Genomic DNA, 22,155 nt, shown 5'->3' with positions numbered 1-22,155 from the left:
ATGGACGAGGCATTCTGGGCGTTCGGGCGTGGGACAGGAGTTACCGCCCTTGCCTTCCTCACGGTGTCGATGGTGCTCGGAATCTTCACACGCTCGGGGAGAGCGCTTGCGGGGCTTCCTAGATTCGGGGTACAGAACGTACACCGGGCCGCAGCATTGATCGGGCTCATATTGGTCGTCGTTCACATGCTGTCACTTCTCGCCGACCCGTACGCGCAACTTCAACTCGTGGATTTCATCTTCCCCTTCCTAGGTGACTACCGACCTGTCTGGTTAGGACTGGGCACTCTCGCATTCGACATTCTCCTTGCAGTCTCACTCACCGGAATGCTCCGAAATCGCATCGGGAACAGAACCTTTCGACTAGTTCACTGGGGCGCATACGCACTGTGGCCGATCGCACTCGCGCACGGACTTGGCAACGGTACCGATTCCGGGCACGCATGGTTTCTCGCGATCACCGTTGGTTCGGCGATCGCGGTCGTCGGATCAGTGAGTTGGCGGCTTCGGACCGACTTCATCGAGTACGCGACCTTACGTACTGCAGAACGGACATGACATGACCATCGGACTACTCGCCGCACGTTCACCCGACCTCGCCACGCACACAGCACTCTTCGGCCCTCTCCCGAACTCCCTGCAGCCGGGCACCTTGACGTGTCTACTCGCAGATGCCGAACTCGCAGGCAAGGGGGGAGCGGCGTTTCGTACGGCGAGCAAACTCGATTCCGTCACCGGAAGGCGCGTGGTGGTGATCGCGAACGGCAGCGAAGGGGAACCGCTCAGTCAGAAGGATGCGGTACTTCTCGAACATGCACCCCACCTCGTGATCGACGGATTGCTGCTGGTCGCGCACGAGACGAGTAGTCGAGAGATTTACCTTTATGCGGGAGAACGTCAGCTCCGGTTCGTGCGGCAAGCATTGGAGGAGCGGCGGAGCGCTGGATTCGGTGAGCTTCCCGTCAACCTCGTCGAGTCTCCGACAACTTTCGTCAGCGGCGAGAAGTCAGCTGTGATCGGGATGATCGAAGGGGGAGGAGCCCTACCTCGAGATCGATTCGCTCACAACACTTCATCTGGACTTCGCGGGCGGCCGACAGTAGTTCAGAACGTCGAGACCCTGGCGCACATCGCACTGATCGCCCGATACGGACCTGAGTGGTTTCGCTCGCGCGGAGTCAACGGTGGAGTGGGGACGATGCTGGTAACGATTTCAGGCGATGTGGCAGTCGGCGGTGTCGTGGAGGTGCCGATGGGGATCTCGGTGGCGAAGTTGGTGTCCGGGTATTCCCGCACTGATTCGGCAGGTGTGCGTGCTGTCCTGATCGGTGGGTATCACGGTGGTTGGATCGATGCGGTGGAGCTGTCGGCAACCATCATGTCAACCGCGTCGCTGGGCTTTGTCGGCGCCTCCCCGGGCGCCGGTGTCATTCACGTGCTCGACCACTCACGTTGCGGCTTGCAGATTTCGGCCGATATCGTGCAGTATCTCGCCGGTCAGAGTGCACGCCAGTGCGGGCCCTGCGTCAATGGATTGCCTCGACTGGCCCAGGCACTCTCTGAGGTTGCTTATCGGGAAGGCCGTACTCACAGTGAAGATTCAATCCACTACCTGGCAGATCTGGTCGACGGTCGTGGTGCGTGCAAACACCCCGACGGTACAGCGCGATTTGTGAGGAGTTCACTGCGTGTATTCGGGCGGGATCTCCGGTTGCACGCGGACGGTCGCTGCGAGGTCGGCGCGCATATGGAGGCCACGCCATGAGTAGGAGGGTGGGCAAAGTCCTGCATATCGATTGGACTGCATGCGACGGTCGCGGACTGTGTACAGAATTGTTGCCGACTTTGTTTGGGCGTGACGAGTGGGGATATCCGTTGGCGCATGACCGCCAGCGAGAGTCGCACGTTCCCACAGAACTCGAATCGGATGCTGAGCGCGCTGTTAAGCTCTGCCCTACTGCAGCTCTGCGACTCCTGCCGTAGGTGGGTTGATCTGTCATGAGGATTTCGGACAATGGAGATGACTAATTTCAGGCCGCGATCGCGAGCTGCTGATGACTATCAGTGAACCTCGTTCGGAGGCCGGCAGTCGAGCGTCGAGTGACGACGTCGCGGGTTGCAGAAACCTTCGATGTATCCCACAATATCTTGTCGCGCTTGATCTTTCGTTGCGTCGACGGTCCGGAAGACGAACTCGTTCTTCAGCGCGGGGAAGAATCTTTCGGCCGTATTCCTGTCCCAGCACACCCCGTGCATCCCATAGATGATCGCAGCTCCAGGCCGGACATCAGGTGACGAAATGCCCTGGAGTTGTATTGATTACCGCGATCCGGGTGGAAAACAGCTCCGGGTTCGATAAGCGTGGCAGCAGCAGCAGCAGCACCAGCAGTCGCTTTCGTCAACGCCTACGCGGTCAGGTCGATGCGCATATGGTCTGCGATCGACCACCCCACAACCTTTCGGGAGTTCAGCGGGTAAGCCCCAAAGTTCGAAGCTTCGTAACTAGTGTTTGCAGAATGCCGCGACTGATTCATCTGAATGGGGCCTCCGGTATCGGGAAGTCGACGATTGCCCGGATGTACGCCGACCGTCACCCCGGAGTGCTTAACCTCGACACCGATCATGTGGTCAGTCTCGTCGGTGGATGGCAAGACAACTTCTGGACCGCCTTGGTTGCGGCAAGAGAGCTCGCCGTCAGCATGGCGGCAACCCATTTGCAGAGTGGGCACGATGTGGTGATGCCGCAGCTAGTTACCCGAATTACCGAAATCGAGGACTTTGAGGTGGCGGCGAAAACTAGCGATGCCGAGTATCTCGAGGTCGTACTGATTGGAAGCAAAGAACAGGCGCTCGCTCGATTCGCCGAACGAAGTACGCACTTGGAGATCACCCATCAGCAGCAACTCGACCAGGTGATCGTGCAGAACGGAGGAGATGGACTTCTTGAACGAATTCACGACCATCTCACCCAGTACCTGCGAATTCGCTCGAACTACCTCGTAATCGACGCCGACCGTTCCACCGCAGAGGGAACCTACGAGTCATTGATCGCAGCACTCGCAGCACTCGCAGCACTCGCAGCTAGTTGAGCCGAGATAGAGGCAAGTGCATCGAGGGAAGCTCGATCGCGGCCGCCTCACTGCACGCGACTGCATTTGGACCTACCGGGCGTCCCGATTGGCGTTGGTCAGTGCACGCGGGGCAGTGCGATCCCGTATCTGCTGTCAGACTCCTGCAACTCCGAGTAGTTGCCCTACGGCGTAGGTGATGATCATCGCGAGGGCGCCGCCCAGCACCACACGAACTACCGCGCGACGGGGATTCGCTCCGCCCAGACGCGCGCTCACCGCGCCGGTCAGCGCCAACGCAAGCAGGACCGCGACGAAGGTGACAGGAATCCGAGCCCCAGTCGGTGGGGCGAGGATCGCGATCAAGGGAAGCAACGCTCCCACCGTGAACGATATTGCCGACGACAGTGCCGCGGAGATCGGGTTGGTCAACTCGTCGGGGTCGATACCGAGTTCGATGTCGACGTGTGCGGCGAACGCGTCGTGAGCGGTCAACTCCTCCGCGACTTTGTGGGCGGTTTCCTCGCTCAAGCCCCTGGCCTGGTACATGGAGGTCAACTCGTCGAGTTCTGCACCGGGCGTCTGCTCGAGTTCGCGGCGTTCTTTCTCCAACAGGGCGCGTTCGGTGTCACGTTGAGTGCTCACGGACACGTATTCGCCGAGCGCCATCGACACAGCGCCGGCGACAAGACCTGCAACACCGGCGGTCAGGATCGGGCCGCGGTCGGGTGAGAGGGCCGCGACACCGACGACGAGGCCTGCGACGGAGACGATGCCGTCGTTGGCTCCGAGTACCCCGGCGCGCAGCCAGTTCAGCCGCGAGGACACACCAGCGGTGTGTGGTTCGTCGTGAGCCGGTCGACGGTTTTCGCTGTCGTTGTCGGCTCCTCCTGATGAGCTCGGCGATCGAGGCGAATCTGTCATGACGGGCCGGGTTTCGTGAATTGTGCTGTGGCACGGGTATCGCCGTTGCACACGAACCACGCGGTGCTCGTTTCTGCGTGGTGGGTGGTTCGGATTTCGACGGTCTCGTCGATGGTGATGGGTTTCGTGTATTCCAGAACAGCTCGGTACGGAGCCTTTGGCAGGGACGGATGCCTTCTCTGCGACGCTTCGGCCGGTTGCCAGTACACGGCGTTGTTGACGTGATCGAATGGATCGATATCACTGGGCCGCAAACAGAATTCGGTACCCGCAGTGTTTGGCGCTACGTCGGTGATCCATCGTCGCCAGGTGAGGCGATGCTCGTCGGTTGTCGTGGCGAGCGGCGCCATGAAGTCATCGCTGATTCGAGACGGCATCCCGTTCTGTGGATTGATGTTGATCCAGAATCCTTCGGTTTCGATCAAACCGCCGCCGTCTGATTCGATACGCACTCGCATGGTGCACCAGCGGCTCGAGAGGGCGGAACACCATCGATGTAATCGTACGGTGTCGGGCCAGCTGATCGGTCTGATGACGTCGATGACCGTTCGACGTACCACCCACAGTGGGTGGGTCTGGGCTGCGCCGTTTGCTTCGAGGTTGTCGAAACCCAAATCTTGCAGGTAACGGGCTATGGCGTCGAGTCGTAGGCTTCGGTCCGGGTGGATGTCTCCGGTACGGACGGGCCACGAGTTACTGAAGACTGCCCCTTCGGAAGGGCGCGGTGCGAGCGGATCGGACTGTGACCCTCCGCGGTTCGCGGACGTGTGTGGTGCCGAGGTTGTCACGGGCAGAGCTCTTTTCGTTGTTTGTTCTCGGCTGGTCTATCCGAGTTGGTCGTTCCACACGGCTTTCGCTCCGCTCTCGCCGATCCGGTACACCTGCACAATCGAGCCGGCAGCGACGAGGACGGACAGGGCAGCGATTGTGATGACGACAATCCGCCAGAGTTTCGGCGACGCCGATGTGTCGGGACGATCCGCTCGCCACGTTGCGAAGCGTGTCGAGTGAAGGACCCACCATGCGGCGGCGAGGACGAACACCCCGATGGACCAGAACAGCATCTGATCACCCAATTCGGCATGTGCCTGGACTAAAGGATCTTCGGGGATTTGGTGTTCGAGCCATTCACCGGCGTCGGTGGTGATCGGCACGGCTATGAGTGTGATCAACGCGATCGCTGCTGGTGCCAGTCCCAGTCGGATTCTTGCAGCGGGCCAACATACCGCGAGAACGAGCAGTAGTGCTGATATCGGTACGAGGACAACGACGAGGTGGACTAGAAGTGGGTGTGCGGGTAGGCCGCCGATCGTGGTCAATCCCATATTTGATCTCCCGATCTCGTGCAACGACGCGAAAGTCAACCGCGTGTCACGCGGCTCCGTGTCAACGTATCGACTGATTCTTGGAGAGTTCTCGGTGGAAGCCTATGTCCTTCAGAGGGGCAGTGCAGAGTTAATCCGTGCTCGCACGGGGCGTTTGCGTCATCGAACCCCGCCGGTCACATAGGGGGTCGAATTGCAGCTACCGGGGTATCCGCAGAGTGAGGCCTGCGGGAAGCGCTGATGGAGGGCAGCGCCGACGATGCGGCCCGCCGGGAAAGACGATCCTGGAAGTACCAAGGGCAATTCGAGGAGCCTTGACATGGTCAAATCCGAAGACCCAGACATGCGGTAGCCGGTGAAGAAGCCGCCGAAGTGGTCGCCGCCCCACGGCCGAGCGTGAAGTATGCCGTCGAGGCGATCGGGACATTCTTTCTGGTGTTCACCGTTGGGGGTGCCGCAGGCAGCGGCAGCCCGTTCGCACCGCTGGTGATCGGCGCGAGCCTGATGGTGATGATCTACGCCGGCGGCCACGTCTCCGGTGGACACTTCAACCCGGCGGTGACCCTCGCGGTGCTGGTGCGCTGCCGGATCGGGTGGCGTGACGCGGCCGGATACGCGATCGCGCAGCTCGTTGCCGGGCTGCTTGCTGCGGTGGTGGTGCGCGTGGTCGTGGATCCGGCGCGGGCCGCGGCCGTCGCGACCCTCACGCTGGCGGGTCGCACCCTGGTGCAGCGTTCGTCGTCGAGTTGTTGTTCACGTTCGCCCTGTGCTTCGTGATGCTCAACGTCGCCACCAGTAGGAGTCACCCGGACAATTCGTTCTACGGCTTGGCGATCGGATTCACAGTGATGGCAGGGGCATTCGCGGTCGGTGACATCTCCGGGGTGCGTTCAACCCGGCGGTTGCCTTCGGTGCGGTGGTGATGGGGATGTTCGCCTGGTCGACGTTGTGGGTGTACTTCGTGGCCCAGTTTGTTGCCGGTGCCGTCGCCGGTGCCGCGTTCCTTGTGCTCAATCCCGACGACAGATGAATGGCGCCGCCGACGGGACCGATCCAGGTTCCCTGGGCCGGCTTCGCCGCCGGACATCGAGAAAGCACCGCCCCACCCCCGAAAGGCACGACAATGACCGACATTGAGCCCACACCGAGGACGACGACGGATTCCGGCATCCCGGTCGAGAGCGACGAGCACTCACTTACCGTCGGACCGGACGGACCGATCCTGCTGCACGATCACTACCTGATCGAGCAAATGGCGCAGTTCAACCGCGAACGCGTCCCCGAACGGCAACCGCACGCCAAGAGCGGCGGCGCCTTCGGCCAATTCGAGGTGACCAACGATGTCAGCGGCTACACCAAGGCCGCGGTATTCCAGCCGGGTACGACGACCCCGCTGGTGATCAGGTTCTCCACTGTGGCCGGCGAACGCGGTAGCCCCGACACCTGGCGTGACCCGCGCGGCTTCGCGGTGAAGTTCTACACCATTTGATCCATCCGATCCGCTCGACATTGCCAGGTCAATTCCGGCTTTACCGAACTGTCGAGCTTTCGCCGGGGACTGACGGTTCCGGTGAAAGAACTTGAAGAAACCGGGTTTTCGTCCGAGGTTGAGTAATCCGCGTACGTACGCTGTCGACAGAAATCCGCATGCGGCATCACCTGCGACAAATGCTGGTGAGTGTCAGTGTCAGCATCTCTCGAGGTCTTTGGCGCCTTCGAGTGGCGTCTTCAGGACACAGCGTTGGTCAGCCCAGAGAGTAGGGCCGTATGACTGTGCGGCCGGTGGCCAACGACTCTCGAGCAACCGGTACGCGACTTCTACCTTTAAGGGCAGCAGTCGTCTGAGGTTCGCGTGCACCGCAGTTAGCTGCGCGCATCGACCGATGTCACTCGATGAACGGTCCCAGAGAGGACAAAATGCGCAGCGCTACATCATCCAATCCCTCAGCCGGGTCGGCGTCGGAGGCCGCGGCGGTCGAATGCGACTGTCCGGTGGCCCGCGTCCGACACCGACACCGATGCAGGCAGGCAGAGGGGGAACGGCCGTGAGCGTCGACAGGCGAATAACTTCAGGTCAAGTGTGTAGTGATCGACGCTGCAAAGGATTTTGCGGTGATCGTGACGTAGACAGTCGGAGTACACGGTGACCGACATACCGCCGACCGCCCAGACGTCGTTGCAGCGACTTCGGTCGCTGCTCGAACCGGCTCTGGTGGTGGTCACGGTGACAGCGCTGATTCTCGGCGGGATCGCGTGGGTCGTTGGTTGGCGTGCGATCGACGAGGGGTGCTGGGTGGCAGGAACGCTGGTCGCCGTGGTGCCCGCGCTGGTCTGGGTGATTGTGGCATTACGCAACGGCCGGGCGGGAGTGGATCTGCTCGCAGTGTTGTCGCTGGTGGGCACTCTGTGGGTCGGCGAGTACGTGGCCGGTGCGCTGATCGCGGTCATGCTGTCCACTGGGCGTGCCTTGGATGCGGCCGCACAACGGCGCGCGTCGCACGACTTGCGGGCCCTGCTCGAGCGTGCGCCGCGGTCCGCGCGCCGGCGTATCGGCGACGTGATCACGGTGGTGCCATTGGACGAGGTCGTGGCCGGTGACCTGCTCGTGGTCGGCCCCGGAGAAGTGGTCCCGGTGGATGGCCGGGTCGAAGACGCGGTGGCGGTCCTCGACGAGTCGGCGCTCACCGGTGAACCACTTCAGGTTGAACGCGCGGTCGGTGAACCGGTGCGCAGCGGTGTGGTCAATGCCGCGACCGCTTTCGAGATCCGAGCCACCGCAACCGCCGACGCGAGCACTTACGCCGGGATCGTGCGGTTGGCGCAGCAGGCGGGCGCCGACAGTGCACCGATCATTCGGCTGGCTGATCGCTATGCAGCATGGTTCCTGCCATTGGCGCTCGCTGTCGCCGGCGCCGCGTGGCTGGCCAGTGGGTCAGCGGTACGAGCGGTGGCAGTGCTGGTCGTGGCGACGCCGTGTCCGCTGCTGCTCGCAGCGCCGGTGGCGATCGTCTCCGGCTTGTCGCGGGCTTCGCGACAGGGTGTGGTAATTCGTAGCGGCGGGGCGCTGGAGAATCTCGGCCATGCGACGACGCTGGTGATGGACAAGACCGGCACGCTGACCGCCGGTCGACCCGTCGTCGTCGACGTCGTGGCGGCGCCCGGCAGCGACACCCCCGAGATCCTGCGACTGGCCGCCTCGGTGGACCAGATGTCACCCCACGTGCTTGCCGAGGCCATCGTCACCGAAGCCCTCGCACGGCACCTGTCGCTGTCGTTGCCCGTCGAGGTGATCGAACACCCCGGACGCGGAGTCACCGCCACGGTGAACGGCGCCAGGGTTGCCGTCGGCAAGCTCGCCGGCGAGGCATCCGAGGCGGATTGGGCCGTGGCGGTCGTCAACCGGGCCAGCCTCGATAGCGCCGCAATCGCGTGGGTCAGTACCGACGACGAGCTCGTCGGCGCGGTTCTTTTACGAGACCCGCTGCGCCGCAACGCACCCAGGACGGTTCGGAGGCTGCGCGCTGCCGGAATCAACCGATTGGTCATGCTCACCGGTGACCGTGCGGCACCCGCGCGGGAGGTGGCCACCGTGCTGGGCTTGGACGAGGTGTACGCCAATCAGAGCCCCGCCGACAAGGTCGCTGCCGTGCGGGCCGAACGGGAACGAGCCGTGACCGTGATGGTCGGCGACGGCGTCAATGATGCCCCTGCTCTGGCTGCGGCCACGGTCGGCGTCGCGATGGGCGCCCGCGGTGCAACGGCCTCCTCCGAGGCCGCCGACATCGTGTTGACGACCGACCGTTTGGACAGGCTGGCCGACGCGATGGACATCGCACGTTGGTCACGGCGCATCGCGGTCCAAAGCGCGGTGGCGGGGATGGTGCTGTCCCTGCTGGCGATGGGTGCTGCCGCAGTCGGACTGCTGCCGCCCGCGGCGGGGGCTTTGCTGCAGGAAGGCATCGACGTCGCGGTGATCCTCAACGCCCTGCGTGCGCTGCGAGGCAACCCTGCCGCCGGGATCGAGCTGCCGGATGGCACCGACGCGATGCTGCGCCGCTTCTCCGGCGAGCACGACAAGTTACGCGATGGACTGACGCTGCTGCGTGATGCCGCCGACAATGTTGCCGCCGGGTCCGGCAAACCTGCGATCGATGCCTTGACCCGAGCCCAGAGCTTCCTCACCGAACGACTATTGCCGCACGAGGACGCCGAACAGACCGAGCTGTACCCGGCGTTGGCGACGCCGCTGGGCAGCGCCGAGGCAACGGCCACGATGAGTCGAACCCACGCCGAGATCCACCGGCTGACCGACCGCATCGGCAACCACCTGCAACTGGCTCACGAGGCCGGTGGCATCCAACCCAGCCAGGTCGACGATCTGCGGGCCTGCCTCTACGGGCTGCATGCGTTGCTGCACCTGCACTTCCTGCAAGAAGAAGAGAACTACTTCACTCTCGCCGACACCGAACTCCCCGAGGGACGAAAGACAGCACTGACCGTGCGCGCCCGTCGATACCGGGAGAAGGGAGCACGTGACATCGAAGAACGGATTCCCTCAGTCCGCGGCTGACTGGAGTGTTCCCGATTTGATGGACACGCTCAATTCCGGGAGCGCTGTTTGCGGTGCCCGGACCTCTGAGGCGGGAATTCCGTCCAGAGCTCCGGTGTTTGGCGGTGTTTCATGAACTATGTGCTCGCTTGGGTAGCGCCGTCGCAGACCAACCATCCGGTGACCCAAACGAGGTGTGGGATTGCATCGAAACTTGATGCTCTCGTCCGACCCGTTTCCGCTTTCCAGGCAGTTGTTCCGATCTCTCCTTCTCGGTGTCCCGGCCTGCACCCGGGTATACCCCCGGGGGTACTTGACATACCCTAGGGGGTATATGGCAACCTGTAGTCATCGCACTCCACAGAACAGGGAAGGTTGTCCGATGATCCTCGAGCAGTACTACATCGAGTGCCTCTCGCACGCGTCGTACCTCATCGGCGACGAGAGCACCGGCCGCGCCATCGTGATCGACCCGCGCCGCGACATCACCGAATACCTCGAGGACGCAACCCGATACGGCCTGACCATCGAGGGTGTCGTCAACACGCACTTTCATGCGGACTTCGTCTCCGGTCACCTCGAGTTGGTCGAGGCTACCGGCGCGTGGATCGGTTTCGGCGACGCCGCGGACACCGATTACCCGATTCGCCGACTGCGCCACGGCGAGCACCTGACGCTGGGGGAGGTGGACATCGAAATCCTCTCCACCCCCGGCCACACGTGGGAGTCGATCAGCCTGCTCGTTCGCGAGAATCGAGACGCTGAGCCGTCCGCTGTGCTGACCGGGGACTCGCTGTTCATCGGCGACGTCGGTCGCCCCGACCTGGCCAATCTCGGCGACGGCACCAATACCGACCTGGCTCGGGCGATGTACCGCACCGTCCACGAGAGGCTGCTGACCTTGCCCGACGCAGTGGCCGTGATGCCGGCTCACGGCGCGGGGTCGTCCTGCGGCAAGAACCTCTCTTCCGAGTTGACCTCCACCATCGGCGAGCAACGCCGCACGAATCCGTCGGTGCAGCCGATGAGCGAAGACGCGTTCGTCGCTCTCGTCGCCGACGGCCAGCCTGCGGTGCCGGGGTATTTTTCGGCCGCCGTAGCTTTGAACAAGTCGAATCGTGCACTCCTCGAACAAGATCGGTTTGTCTCCGAACTCTCACCGGGAGAGCTCCGGGTCGAAATGGCCAGCGGAACACGCGTTCTCGATGCCCGCACCCCCGACGATTTCGCCGCCGGGCATCTGCGTGGCTCGATCAATGTCGGTTTCGACGGTAGGTTCGCCGAAACCGGCGGCATGGTCGCCGATATCGGCGAGCGCATCGTGCTCATCACTTACCCGGGTGAGGAACAGGTTGCGGCAATGCGTTTGGCGCGCATCGGATCCGACAACGCGCTCGGATACCTCACTGTCGACGTTGATGGAATTTTTCCGGACGCGCTCGCCGACCTTGTCCGTACCGCGCCGCGCACCACGGTGTCCGAGCTCGAGGGTCTCCTGGCCTCGGGCGCGGTCACGTTGATCGACATCCGCAACCCCGGCGAGCGTGACTTCGGTGCCATCGACGGCGCCCGGTCAATTCCCCTCGCACAGTTGCGTTCCCAACTCGCGGACCTGCCACGAAGCAAACCGATCGTCGTTCACTGCGCCGGCGGCTGGCGCTCCTCCGTCGCCGCATCACTGTTGCGTGCCGACGGCATCGAGAACGTCAGCGACCTGGTCGGCGGATACACGGCCTGGGTCGAGCGATCTTCCGAATAGCGCCTATTCAGAAAAACTCTCGTGCCCCATACGCGGCACGACGTCTGACAAGGAGATACCAGGTGTGTTACACCACGACATGTTCTTCCTGCTCCAAGACCACTTGGGCAGGATGCGGCCAGCACGCCGACCAGGTGATGGCCGGCGTCCAGACAGCGCGGCGCTGTACCTGCACCCCTGCTCCTGACCCGGGGTCCGGGTTCTTCCGGTCCTTCTTCGGCCGCTGACCCGCCGCACCGGATGACCCGGTGCCATGACCCGGTACCCGCCCATACTCGCACCCATCACCCCCTTTTTTCAGGAGTCAACCAATGTCCAGTAACACCAAGGTCAGGGACGGCGTTCCGCCGATCTCACACGCGTCCGGCGGCGTACTCGGCCGCATGGGCGCATCGATGGCGGGCAACGCAAAATGGGTGCTCGGTGTCTGGCTGATCGTGCTCATCGCACTCGGCGCGGCCGCACCGTCGGTGTTCAGCTCCCTCGCCGGCGCCGGATGGCAGGCCAACGGATCCGAATCCGTCCAGGTCCGCGAACTCGCACAGGAACACTTCGGCGGCAACTCTTCCGCCGCCGTCCAGGTTGTCGTGCATTCCGATGACCGGACCATCGACAGCCCCGACATGCAGCGCACCCTCACCGAGGTCACCGATGTCTTCGCCGGGGACCCTCGCTTCGGTGCGATCATCGCGCCGCAGCCGGGAATGTCCATCAGCCCCGACGGGCACACCGGAATTCTCATCGCGGGCGCGAACGCAAGCACCGACGAGATGGTCAAGGCCGTTGACGATCTCAAGGGGGAGTTGACCGCCCTGTCCGGGAACGGCATCGAGGTCTATCCCACCGGCGCATCGGCACTGTGGAGTGATTTCAACAAGGCCAACCACGACGCGATGATTCAGGCCGAACTGTTTTCCTGGCCGGTCACCCTCGCGATCATGGTGCTCGCCTTCGGGTCCCTCGTCGCCGCCGGGCTCCCACTGCTGCTGACCCTGGCCGGGCTCGTCGCCTCTGCGGGCGGCCTGGTTCTGCTCAACCAGATCACCCCGATTTCCGTGTGGGCGATGAACTTCGCGATGATGTTCGCCCTCGCCCTCGGTATCGACTACGCCCTGTTCATCGTCTCCCGGTTCCGCGACGCGATACGTCATGCATCGTCGCCGCGGGCGGCGGTCGCGGAAACCATGGATACCGCGGGCAAGGCCGTCGTCCTGTCCGGAATCACGGTGCTCGTGAGCCTCTCTGCGGTCCTGCTGGTTCCGGCACCGGCCGTGCGGACGATGGCTATCGGCATCATGCTCGCCGTGTTCTTCGTCCTCCTGGCCTCGATGACTCTGTTGCCTGCCGTTCTCGGGATGCTCGGCACCAAGGTCAACGGTGGATCCTTGCCCTACGCCAAGCGTCAGGAACACCGCTCACCGAAGTTCGCCGCCTGGGGCGAGCTGCTGCACAAGCACCCGTGGCCGTTCGCCATCGGTTCTCTCCTGGTGCTGATCGCGCTGTCGATCCCGGTGCTCGGGCTCAAGGTGGCGATGCCCTCCATCGCGGTTGTCCCCTCCGACGCCCCGGTCCGCCAGGGCTACGAACTCGTCCAAGCTCAGATGGGGGAGGGGGCGCCGGGCATGTTGCAGATCATCGCCCCCGCCGCGGAGGGCGCGCAGACAGCGAAGGCTGCTGCCGCGACCGAAGGTATCGCCATGGTGACGCCGCCGCAGTCCGCACTCGATGGCAGCGATTTTGTGATGTTGCAGGCCATGCCTACCGTCGATCCGTCCGACGCACAGATGGGAGCCATCCTCGACACCTTGCGTGCGGACCTTCCCTCGGGCGCTCTGGTGGGCGGCGCACCGGCGGAGAACCTCGACCTGCAGCAAGCGCTGAACGACTACCTCCCGCTGATCGTCGGCATCATCCTGGTTCTCGGGTTCCTGCTGCTCCTGGTGGCGCTGCAGGCGCCGTTGATCGCGATCCTCGGTACCGTGGTCAGCTTGCTCTCCACCGCCGCCGCATTCGGGGTCGCGAAGTTGATCTTCCAGGACGGGCACGGCGCGTCGTTGCTCGGTTTCACCCCGCAGGGGTTCCTCGACGGGTGGGGGCCGGTGTTCTTCTTCGCGATGATCTTCGCGATCGCCATGGACTACACCGTGTTCTTGTTGGCCACGGCGAAGGAGCATTACGAGCGCTCAGGTGATCCCAAGGTTGCGCACGTCGACGGTCTGGCTCATTCGGGGCGGGTGATCCTCGCCGCTGCCGCGGTGATGGTGGCCGTGTTCTTCACCTTCGCGCTCGCTGATCCGTTGCCGCCGAAGGAGATGGGCATCATTCTCGGTGTCGCTGTACTGCTCGATGCGGTACTGATTCGGCTGATCCTGCTGCCGGTGCTCCTGCGGTTGACCGGGCATGCCGCGTGGTGGTCCCCGGCGTGGCTGCGAAAGGTATTGCCCAACATCAGTTTCTCGCACTGACAGGTCCGGATGGCGTGGTTCGGCCACTGTGACGCACAGATCTGACGAACCACCCACCCGGATATACCCATAGGGGTATATTTGAGGTTACTGATTGATCTTCGGAAGGAACTCCCATGGTCGGCGACGACGACAGCATCGCATTGGTACTCAACCGACTCCGCCGCGCGCACGGCCAACTCGCCGGAGTGATCTCGATGATCGAACAGGGCCGAGACTGCAAGGACGTCGTCACCCAGCTCGCCGCGGTCTCACGCGCACTCGACCGGGCCGGTTTCAAGATCGTCGCCACCGGCCTTCGCGAATGCATGACCGGCAACCGCGAGAATGGCAAGGAACCGATGACCGAGGCGGAACTCGAAAAGCTCTTCCTCGCACTCGCCTGAGACCGCGGCGGCGATCGCGGAACAACGAACAGAAAGGACGGTACGGACAGTCATGACAGCTCTCCCACGGCACCACGGCTGGACCATCGAACGGATCGTTCCACTATTGGGCGGGGTAGTCGTCCTGCTCAGCGTGGCCTTGACACTCGCCTTCTCCATTTGGTGGCTGCTTCTCACCACGTTCGTCGCTGCGAATCTCCTGCTCTACAGCGCAGTGGGATGGTGCCCGATGAGCCTGATACTCCAACGCCTCGGCATCCCGCGGCTCGGCACCCGCTGACCGATCCCAGACCCCGGATCCCCCGAAAAAAGGACGTAGATCATGCAACTCGCACTCACGACCACCCTGAACACCACGTTCGACGACGCTGTCGAACGCACCCGTAAGGCATTGTCGGAGCAAGGTTTCGGGATACTCACCGAGATCGACATGAAATCGACCCTCAAAGCCAAGCTCGACGAAGACCTGGAGGACTACCTCATCCTCGGCGCCTGCAACCCGACGTTGGCACATCGAGCAGTCGGAGTGATGCGGGGGATCGGATTACTGTTGCCCTGCAACGTCGTCGTGCGCGCCGATCCCTCCGCGGAGAACACCGTCATCGTCGATGCGATGAACCCCGCCCTCATGGTCGAGGTGACCGGCGAACCCCGACTGCAGTCCGTCGCCGACGAGGCCACCGCCAGGCTGCAGGCAGCTCTCGATTCGCTCACCGCACAACAGAACTGAACTAGAACAACAACCGCATGCCGCCGAACGTCGGTAGACGAAAAGGACGCCGATGACTCTCGCAATCGCACTCGCTGCCGGGGCAGTCATCGGTGTCCTTCTAGGACTCCTCGGCGGCGGCGGATCCATCCTTGCCGTACCGGTCCTGGTGTTCGCCCTCGGCCTCGACATCGACCAAGCAATCCCGATCTCACTGATCGTGGTCGGTGTCGCCTCGGCTGTCGGCGCGATCCCGAAAGTCCGTGCCCATCTTGTGCAGTGGCGACTGGCCGCCGTGTTCGCCGCTGCCGGTATCCCCGCAACCTTCCTCGGTAGTGCCCTCGGGCGAGTGCTCCCGCAGTCCGTCGTGATGATCGGGTTCGCCGCGGTCATGATCGTTGCCGGTGCTCGTATGCTCGCCGACCGCGGCGATACCGGAACCGCCTGCAGCGTAGGTGATTCCGGTATCAATTGGCGTCGCTGCGCACCTCGTGCGATCCCAGCAGGATTCGCCGTCGGTGTGCTGACCGGGCTCTTCGGCGTCGGCGGCGGATTCCTCATCATCCCCGCCCTTGTCCTGATGTTGGGAATAGACATGCAGATCGCGATCGGAACCTCGCTTCTGATCATCGTCGCGAACTCCGCCGCCGGCTTGATCTCACATCTCGGTAGCGGCGTCACCATCGATCCGGCCATCACGATCAGTTTCACCGGAGCTGCGATCGTTGCCTCCTTGGTCGCCGGACGGTTCGGCAACCGCGTCGACACCGGAAAACTTCAACACTGGTTCGCGTACCTGGTGTTCGCCGTCGCCGCGTACATTCTGTTCGATACTCTCGTGTTGAGTCGCTGACGCCGTGACACACGAGGGAGCCGTACTCGTGTGGAACTCCGCTTTTCCATATCGGCGACCGGCCTCGTTCGCCATTCGTCGTATCTGTTTTCGGCGTAGACATCGGCAACCGATATCTACGTGGTGACCAGGCTGTCGGCGCCCGAGAAGTGCCCGCCGGCAACGGACCACTCCTCCTTTCCGAGTAAGCGCTCCGTTGTCGTGGCCGCTCCACCACGACCAATGTCACCGACTTTCGTGCAAGATGAGTGGGGGTAGATGTATCGCCACCAAGGTCGACATGGGGCGGAGGGCCTGATTCACAAAAGTCACCGGCCGCTGTTGATGATCCCGACAGAGGCCCGGTTCTCCGGATGCACGGCCGTGCCGTGACCGCTGCTCCCTGCAACGTGGGCAAGAAGAGAAGAAAGGTGGACAAAAAGAAACGGAACGACGCACACATGACGTTCGGTCGGGCCGATGGTTGCTCTGCCACCCATCGCATAGGCACACTCCGAACGTCGTCGACGTGCAAAACCGATGAGAGAGGACTAGTCATGACCTCGCAGCTTTACCTCGTCCGCCAGGGACAACGGCCCTCAACGCCAACTACCGCAACTGCGTGACCCTACTGAATCAGTTCGATCTCGTCGGTGTCGTATCCGAGTAGACCGGCGACGGTTGAGTGGGCGTCGTCGCCGTACAGCTCTTCTTGGGTCTCGTCGCCGAACATCTGGGAATGCAGCTCCTTCATATCCCTGGGTTGGGATGAGCGGGGGGCAAACCGAACTTGTACATCGGTGGGGCTACCGATGGGCTGTGTGTATGCGACGAGGGGTGGAACGCTTGCGCTTCCTGGGTGAACCGCAACTCGCAATGCGTGTTGCGGTCTGTGCCCTCGTGCGCCGCCGATGGTCAGTTGTTCCGACAGCGTTCGAGCCAGCGTCGTGTCCCGTATGTGAGTGTCGCGCACAAGTTGTGTCAGTGATCCCTTCTGCATTTTGATGCGGCGGCGGGGTTGATGTTCGTTGAACTCCCGGGCGGTCTCCCAGAAGTCGTTCAACAGCGTGACTGCTGGATCGTCGATCAGACCGCTGGGCTGTATGCGCTCGGTGATGTGGTGGGTTCGCTCGCCGGGACGGAGCGTTAGGTGATGTTCGAGTCGGGCGAATCTGAAGGGGAGGTCATCCTGGAGTAGTGCGATGTGCTCGGGAGTCATTTCCACGACACGGGTGCTTCCACGTAGTTCCACGAAAAAGTAGGTATCGTCCGGAGCTTGTCCGACGGCGGCACCTCTCAGTTCCCTCAACGCATAGACCTCTTGTTCGAGATCGTCGACACGGGTCCGCAGTATGTCGGCGAGGGTGATCTGGCGCTGGACGTACTCACTGATCGGGAGCGGAGGTCCGTCGTTGACCATCTGCCAGTTTCTTGTTCCCTCACGGTTACCTTCCACCGGTCGTCCGGTGGCTAGGTACACGGCTTTGAACAGCCGCATCGACGGAATCGTCGACATCTGATCCTCGAAAGTGCGAACAGTTTTTACTCGGCGGCCGTAGGACACTTCGTCTACGGAGATCGCGGCCTTCTTCGCTTTCTGCCGTTCGGTGTCTCGATTGAAGATCGCTGCCATGCTGATGGGATGCCCGCCATAGTCCACCCACACGGCCATCATCGGGTAGACGGTTCTGCGTAGAGGATTGAATCGGTAGAAGGGTTGGTTGTTTGCGTTACGAATGAGCTCGATGGCATCTGATCTGCCGGGATCGGTGAGCACGAGCGATGATTCCAGTCTGAGCGCCTCGAAGTGTTCGTGCACGATGCGACCGGTGATTTGCGGGATGGCGGTTTTTCCCAGGATGTCTTGGATCCGGCCGTGCAGCACGATGTGGCATTCGTCGGTCGGGTCGGCGCTGATGGTGACGGTGACGTTTGGATCAGCGTTGATCTGTTCCGTTTGGTCCGCGGTTTCGATGAATTCTTGTTCGATCAGGACCGGAAGTGCGGCGAGTGCGTCCCCGCGATCTGCGCCGAAGATGTTGTGCGCGTAGATGAGTGCGCTCTCCGGCGGCGTCCATCGAAGATCGTGATCACCGAGGGGAATGATCTCGATTTCGATCATCGACGCCAGGACAGCCAGCTGCGCCGACGTCAGATCGAGGATCTTCGCGAGTTGCGGATTGGCCGCCTGACTGTCGCGAGCGAACCGAGCAGTATGTGCGATCGGCACCATCAAACCGATCGAGGAGCTCATGTCGTCGCGATATTGCGCGAGAAGGGCCGAGTACGCAGGCTGGCCGATCTCGAACCGCTCGCCCTCGCTCAACATGCGGTCCCACAGATGTGATCTGCGGCTTTCGTGAAACCAGAGTTGTCCATTGCGTTCTACGCTGAGGATGTTCTCCCGCTCGAGAGACTGCCGCAACACACCCCACTGAGTTGAAGTGAGATCAAGATAGGCAGTGATCGTCGATTCAGGCGGTGGCAATTCGAAGACCGACAGCCAGCGTGCAGCGATCTGCGCATCGCCTGGGAGTCGAGCCAGCGCATCTTCCAGCGAGCGGACGAATGCAGTAGGGGGCGTGTATTCATCCAATGTACCGCCGCTGCGGAGCTGACCGATCAAACCTTCGACGATGATCGGGAATCCGCTGCTCAGGAAGTAGACACGATCCGTGTTAGCACTTGTGACGCCTGCCCGGTTGAGCATGGTTTCGACATCTGCTCTGCTGAGTCCGCCGACGATTATCTCCCCGCATCCGGTGTCTCGAAGTCTGGTGAGTCCGGTACGAGCCTCGTGCGCCGCCGACGACCAGGCGATCACGAATCGTGCGCGTTTAGGGGGCGCGATGCAAAGACTGGCCAACGCCCGTTGGTCATCCTCTGTCAGCCGTTGGCACTCGTCGATAGCCAGAATCACGTCGCGTTTGAGCACAGTGGCAACCTCGTCGCACAGCCGTACCAGGAGCTTGACGACGTTGGTATCGCTTCGCGACTGGAGATCTCGCCGTAGATCAGCGGTCGTATCCTGGCGTAGGCCTTTGAAGAACGCTGCGAGACCTTCGCCCGCATGTTCGCCGATTCGCGCCTTCACCAACGCCATGACTTCCTGGGTCACGGCCTTGGCCAGGCTCTTACCGACTTCGGCCACCATTTCCTTGCCTGCGGTGTCGAGTCGGTTCTGGATGGTGCGCCACGCGGTCCGATCCGCCATCGAGGTGACCAAGGCTGTGACGAGGCCATTCAGGATGGCGACCTGCAACGCGCCGCTGTCGAACGCACAGGTGACCGGCGGCGGCGCGATGGCTGCACCACGTGAGAGTTCGATCTGATGGTCGGCGAGGATCGATGACTTACCGGTTCCGGAGTCACCCGTGACTACTACAACAGGATGTGACATCGACAGAAGATCGGTGAGTTCAGGCCGCATGAGCACAGTATGCGGCTGACCTCCGACACCTTCTATTGCAGGTCACCGCCGCGAGCCGAATAGCGTTGCGTCGAAGCGAATCCGTTCTACAGACAATTTGAGCAAATTGAGAGACTTATGCCTGGCGCCACACTCGATCATTCCACTTGCGCAAACCGTGGACGTCGAACTATCCTATGGCCAGTAGCTGGAGATGAAATAGTTCTCTGAGCGCTAATTCCGGAACCCACGCCTAGGCGTGGGTTTCCGCGTATCTGGAGGGCAATAATCGTTCCATGCTGCTGGCGTACATTGACGAGATCGGCGAGACAGGGGCATTCGTTGCGCGCGATCACGCTCGCTTCAACACCAGTCCCGCGTTCGGCTACGCCGGCCTGATCCTTCCCGCTGACAATGCTCGAAAGTTCGGTCAAATCTTCACGCTGAAAAAGCGGGAGATCTTCAAAACCGAGATCGAGAAGGCAGAGCACCCTGGACGGTGGGAACGTAAGGGCGCGAGTATCTTTCGTCCCGACACTTTCGACAAGTATCGGCAACAGATCCGAGTATTCAACACTTTGGTGCGCAGCGTACGCAGCCTCGACGGCGCCCTCTTCTACTACGCCGCGGAAAAACCTCTCGGAACCCCGAAACAGACGGACCTCGATACGGACGCCCGAGAAACAGCTGCGATGCGCGAAGCGCTCAACCGCATCGCCCGGTACGCCGACTACAAAGGCTCGAACGTGATGGTCATGATCGATCAGATCAACGAGAAGACGCGCGCAGCTCGGCTGCCGGCCATGTACGAGCACATCTTGGGTCGTGCGAGCGGATATCCGGAAATGAAGCGGATCATCGAGCCGCCAATGCACATAGACAGTGTCCTGAGTTCGAACATTCAGTTCTCCGACTGGATTGCCGCATGTGTAACGAGAGCGATCGAGTACCAGATCATCAAGGAATCCCCCTACCAGTGGGTGACGGGGGACAACGCACTCCCGTCGGTCAGGGGCGCATTCACTCATGAGTCGAAGATCCACTTGTGGCAGCGTGACCTTTCCGATCTCAATCACTCCGACATCTTCCGCAGTGATCGACTGCTGCATCCGGCGGCGGCGGGACAGTTGGTCGGCGACCAACTTCCGGCCGATCGATTCCGTCGGATGAAGGCCGCGGCCGAGCGAGCACAGATCCGACAGTAATGCACTCTCTCGGGTAGTTGCATGAGTTTCGCTTGGATAAAACTGCTGATGACAACTGAAACCAGCTTCTGGTCGACTTTCCGCGATCATGTCGAGCGAGTGCTCGGGCCCAAGTGATTCATCCAGCCGGGTGAATACCAGCCGAGCGGGGGACTGTTTCTGGACGATTCGTTCGAGCCTGTTCGCGGACAACGATATTCGAGAAGTCCGATAGAAAACGATCCACTCGAAAGCCGCCTCGCGAAGCGGTTCCGCACTGCCCCATCGCTGCATCCTCACGCGACCACTTCGCGTTCCGAGGACAAGGGCGCGTACCGCGTTGTCTCGGTCCGTATTAACGCACCCGGTTTCCGTAGTACCTACGCCGTGGAGGTTCAGGCCGCTGTCGGATTCGAGTTCGCGGATGAGGCGTTCACCGTGACGGTTGACGCTCCGCAGGGCTTCGATCAGGCTGCGCGCCGCGCAGTCCGGAAGTCGGTTGCTCGTGCGGGTGAGTGGAACGCCGACAACCCTGATGCGATTGCTCCGCGTCTGGAGGACGCGGACGCGTATCGCGTTGTTGCGGTTCGCGTGAGCGTGGATCGGTAGGCGATAGAGGACCGGCCCGAAGCTACCGGGCCGGTCCTCTTCGTTGCGTGCTCCGAAAATGGCCTCTCACCGTGCGGTGGGGGGCTTTTTCGTGTGTTGGGGGTGTGGGTGTGGCTATTGCTGATTGGTGAGGGTGAGGAGGAGCTGTGAGACCTGTTCGGTGGTGGCGTCGGCGAGGCAGTCGACGATGCAGGCGGTGAGAAAGATCTTGATCGTGTTCGGTACCCGTTGCGCGAGGGCGCGGAGCTGCTCGCCCCTGGTGGGGCGGTGGTTGTCGGGGGTCTGGTCGTCGTGCTCGTGCATTTCTGCTCCTCGTAGTGGATTGGAGTTCCGCGTGGGTGCGTCCTCATCTCTTGTTGTTCGAGCTACGGGCGAGATCACATGTTCGTGTAGGGGAATTGAGTTGTTGCTGGCTTGTGACCTGCGGTGATGGCATGTCCCGGGGTGGTGTGTTCGTGGAGTTGGGGCGCCGGCGAATTTGGGGCCGGCTGATGGGGCCGGCGGGGTGCTCGGGTTCGGTGGTGGGGGAGTGTCGGGGGGTGCTCGGCGGGCGTGTGTGGGCCGATTTTTGGGTGTTTTTGAATGTTGTTGTGTTTCAGTAACTTTGGGTTATCGGTTGGTGGGTAATCTGTTTCGGTGGTTACGCATGGAGGTGTTTTGGGGAGACTCGAATTATGTTGTGGTGGTTACGATTTCGACGTTTCGTGGTTCTGTGTTGTTTTGCGGTTTGGGGTGGGGTCCTGTAGGATGGGAAGCATGATGACGATGAGTTGGCAGACGCGAGACGGGGTAGCTTTGAGCGACCTCCGCTCCTCCCCAGCCTCGTTTGGTACTTGGGTACCGAATTCTCAGTTCCGATCAAATCCTTTGGTGACAAAGACAATTCAGGAATTTAGAGGCGCGCAGCGACTCGATCGACGGCAGTCTGGCTGGACC

22 protein-coding genes and 1 pseudogene are annotated in these 22,155 nt (G+C 62.0%); 17 read left to right on the top strand and 6 right to left on the bottom strand.

Translation table 11 applies throughout. The features are described from left to right. The 3 genes from ASU23_RS04025 to ASU23_RS33185 are packed head-to-tail and all read left to right on the top strand — an operon-like array spanning position 1 to position 1,983. Entirely contained in the window at positions 1–558 is a 558-nt protein-coding gene (locus ASU23_RS04025; protein ID WP_058037337.1) for a ferric reductase-like transmembrane domain-containing protein, read from the top strand. A gap of 1 nt (position 559) precedes the next feature. Then, positions 560–1,765: an NADH-ubiquinone oxidoreductase-F iron-sulfur binding region domain-containing protein gene (locus tag ASU23_RS04020; RefSeq protein WP_058037336.1), complete on the top strand. Its 1,206-nt coding sequence runs from the start codon at positions 560–562 to the stop codon at positions 1,763–1,765. Then, on the top strand, positions 1,762–1,983 hold the full coding sequence (locus ASU23_RS33185; RefSeq protein WP_082661328.1) for a ferredoxin: 222 nt from the start codon (positions 1,762–1,764) through the stop codon (positions 1,981–1,983). The genes ASU23_RS04020 and ASU23_RS33185 overlap by 4 nt, the downstream gene beginning before the upstream one ends. Before the next feature lie 78 nt (positions 1,984–2,061). Here ASU23_RS33185 and ASU23_RS35255 read toward each other — a convergent pair whose 3' ends face one another. Then, positions 2,062–2,265 (bottom strand): integrase core domain-containing protein, encoded by a 204-nt coding sequence (locus tag ASU23_RS35255; RefSeq protein ID WP_353505277.1) that lies wholly within the window; start codon positions 2,263–2,265, stop codon positions 2,062–2,064. A 50-nt stretch (positions 2,266–2,315) separates the two neighbouring features. Between ASU23_RS35255 and ASU23_RS04015 the strand changes: the two genes are divergently transcribed. Then, complete coding sequence (locus tag ASU23_RS04015; protein ID WP_156423094.1) at positions 2,316–3,089, top strand: AAA family ATPase; 774 nt, start codon at positions 2,316–2,318, stop codon at positions 3,087–3,089. A gap of 135 nt (positions 3,090–3,224) precedes the next feature. Here ASU23_RS04015 and ASU23_RS04010 read toward each other — a convergent pair whose 3' ends face one another. The 3 genes from ASU23_RS04010 to ASU23_RS04000 are packed head-to-tail and all read right to left on the bottom strand — an operon-like array spanning position 3,225 to position 5,317. Beyond that, positions 3,225–3,992, bottom strand: coding sequence for a VIT family protein (locus tag ASU23_RS04010; RefSeq protein WP_058037334.1), 768 nt, complete (start codon positions 3,990–3,992; stop codon positions 3,225–3,227). Further along, positions 3,989–4,780, bottom strand: a complete 792-nt coding sequence (locus tag ASU23_RS04005; protein ID WP_058037333.1) for an acyl-[acyl-carrier-protein] thioesterase — start codon at positions 4,778–4,780, stop codon at positions 3,989–3,991. The genes ASU23_RS04010 and ASU23_RS04005 overlap by 4 nt, the downstream gene beginning before the upstream one ends. 36 nt (positions 4,781–4,816) lie before the next feature. Then, positions 4,817–5,317 (bottom strand): DUF2231 domain-containing protein, encoded by a 501-nt coding sequence (locus ASU23_RS04000; RefSeq protein ID WP_058037332.1) that lies wholly within the window; start codon positions 5,315–5,317, stop codon positions 4,817–4,819. Between the two features lie 396 nt (positions 5,318–5,713). On the opposite strand from ASU23_RS04000, the gene ASU23_RS34705 reads away from it, so the two are divergent. From ASU23_RS34705 to ASU23_RS03955, 11 genes and pseudogenes are all read left to right on the top strand, one after another. After that, a complete protein-coding gene (locus tag ASU23_RS34705; RefSeq protein WP_253741186.1) occupies positions 5,714–6,094 on the top strand; it encodes an aquaporin in 381 nt (126 codons plus the stop codon). Beyond that, positions 6,091–6,240 (top strand): hypothetical protein, encoded by a 150-nt coding sequence (locus tag ASU23_RS34700; protein ID WP_331712738.1) that lies wholly within the window; start codon positions 6,091–6,093, stop codon positions 6,238–6,240. The genes ASU23_RS34705 and ASU23_RS34700 overlap by 4 nt, the downstream gene beginning before the upstream one ends. Before the next feature lie 5 nt (positions 6,241–6,245). Continuing rightward, positions 6,246–6,347 carry a hypothetical protein gene (locus ASU23_RS34695; protein ID WP_253741184.1) on the top strand — a complete coding sequence of 34 codons (102 nt, stop codon included), beginning with the start codon at positions 6,246–6,248 and terminating at the stop codon, positions 6,345–6,347. A gap of 93 nt (positions 6,348–6,440) precedes the next feature. After that, positions 6,441–6,800: pseudogene (locus ASU23_RS03990) on the top strand (catalase); the annotation flags it as partial. Between the two features lie 660 nt (positions 6,801–7,460). Further along, positions 7,461–9,887, top strand: coding sequence for a heavy metal translocating P-type ATPase (locus tag ASU23_RS03985; RefSeq protein WP_253741182.1), 2,427 nt, complete (start codon positions 7,461–7,463; stop codon positions 9,885–9,887). A gap of 361 nt (positions 9,888–10,248) precedes the next feature. Next, positions 10,249–11,625: a rhodanese-like domain-containing protein gene (locus ASU23_RS03980; protein WP_058037330.1), complete on the top strand. Its 1,377-nt coding sequence runs from the start codon at positions 10,249–10,251 to the stop codon at positions 11,623–11,625. A gap of 311 nt (positions 11,626–11,936) precedes the next feature. Then, positions 11,937–14,090 carry an MMPL family transporter gene (locus tag ASU23_RS03975; protein WP_058037329.1) on the top strand — a complete coding sequence of 718 codons (2,154 nt, stop codon included), beginning with the start codon at positions 11,937–11,939 and terminating at the stop codon, positions 14,088–14,090. Positions 14,091–14,206: 116 nt separating this feature from the next. Next, positions 14,207–14,476 (top strand): metal-sensitive transcriptional regulator, encoded by a 270-nt coding sequence (locus tag ASU23_RS03970; protein WP_054802216.1) that lies wholly within the window; start codon positions 14,207–14,209, stop codon positions 14,474–14,476. A 52-nt stretch (positions 14,477–14,528) separates the two neighbouring features. Beyond that, positions 14,529–14,756: a DUF2892 domain-containing protein gene (locus ASU23_RS03965; RefSeq protein ID WP_058037328.1), complete on the top strand. Its 228-nt coding sequence runs from the start codon at positions 14,529–14,531 to the stop codon at positions 14,754–14,756. A gap of 42 nt (positions 14,757–14,798) precedes the next feature. Continuing rightward, positions 14,799–15,206: a DUF302 domain-containing protein gene (locus ASU23_RS03960; protein ID WP_054802217.1), complete on the top strand. Its 408-nt coding sequence runs from the start codon at positions 14,799–14,801 to the stop codon at positions 15,204–15,206. Positions 15,207–15,258: 52 nt separating this feature from the next. Beyond that, a complete protein-coding gene (locus ASU23_RS03955) occupies positions 15,259–16,038 on the top strand; it encodes a sulfite exporter TauE/SafE family protein (RefSeq protein ID WP_058037327.1) in 780 nt (259 codons plus the stop codon). A gap of 607 nt (positions 16,039–16,645) precedes the next feature. On the opposite strand, the gene ASU23_RS03950 is transcribed toward ASU23_RS03955, so the two are convergent. Then, a complete protein-coding gene (locus ASU23_RS03950) occupies positions 16,646–19,447 on the bottom strand; it encodes an ATP-binding protein (protein ID WP_058037326.1) in 2,802 nt (933 codons plus the stop codon). A gap of 275 nt (positions 19,448–19,722) precedes the next feature. Between ASU23_RS03950 and ASU23_RS03945 the strand changes: the two genes are divergently transcribed. Both ASU23_RS03945 and ASU23_RS03940 read left to right on the top strand, forming a co-directional pair. Next, entirely contained in the window at positions 19,723–20,631 is a 909-nt protein-coding gene (locus tag ASU23_RS03945) for a DUF3800 domain-containing protein (RefSeq protein ID WP_024487937.1), read from the top strand. A gap of 366 nt (positions 20,632–20,997) precedes the next feature. After that, positions 20,998–21,219 carry a hypothetical protein gene (locus ASU23_RS03940; protein ID WP_058037325.1) on the top strand — a complete coding sequence of 74 codons (222 nt, stop codon included), beginning with the start codon at positions 20,998–21,000 and terminating at the stop codon, positions 21,217–21,219. A 114-nt stretch (positions 21,220–21,333) separates the two neighbouring features. Here the strand turns inward: ASU23_RS03940 and ASU23_RS03935 are convergent, their stop codons facing one another. Beyond that, a complete protein-coding gene (locus tag ASU23_RS03935) occupies positions 21,334–21,522 on the bottom strand; it encodes a hypothetical protein (protein WP_042447579.1) in 189 nt (62 codons plus the stop codon). Positions 21,523–22,155 lie beyond the last annotated feature (633 nt).

Source organism: Rhodococcus sp. KB6, from assembly GCF_001445685.1.
Lineage (GTDB): Bacteria > Actinomycetota > Actinomycetes > Mycobacteriales > Mycobacteriaceae > Rhodococcus_F > Rhodococcus_F qingshengii.
The sequence above is the reverse complement of the archived record's forward strand: the minus strand, read 5'-3'. Positions and strand labels throughout refer to the sequence as shown.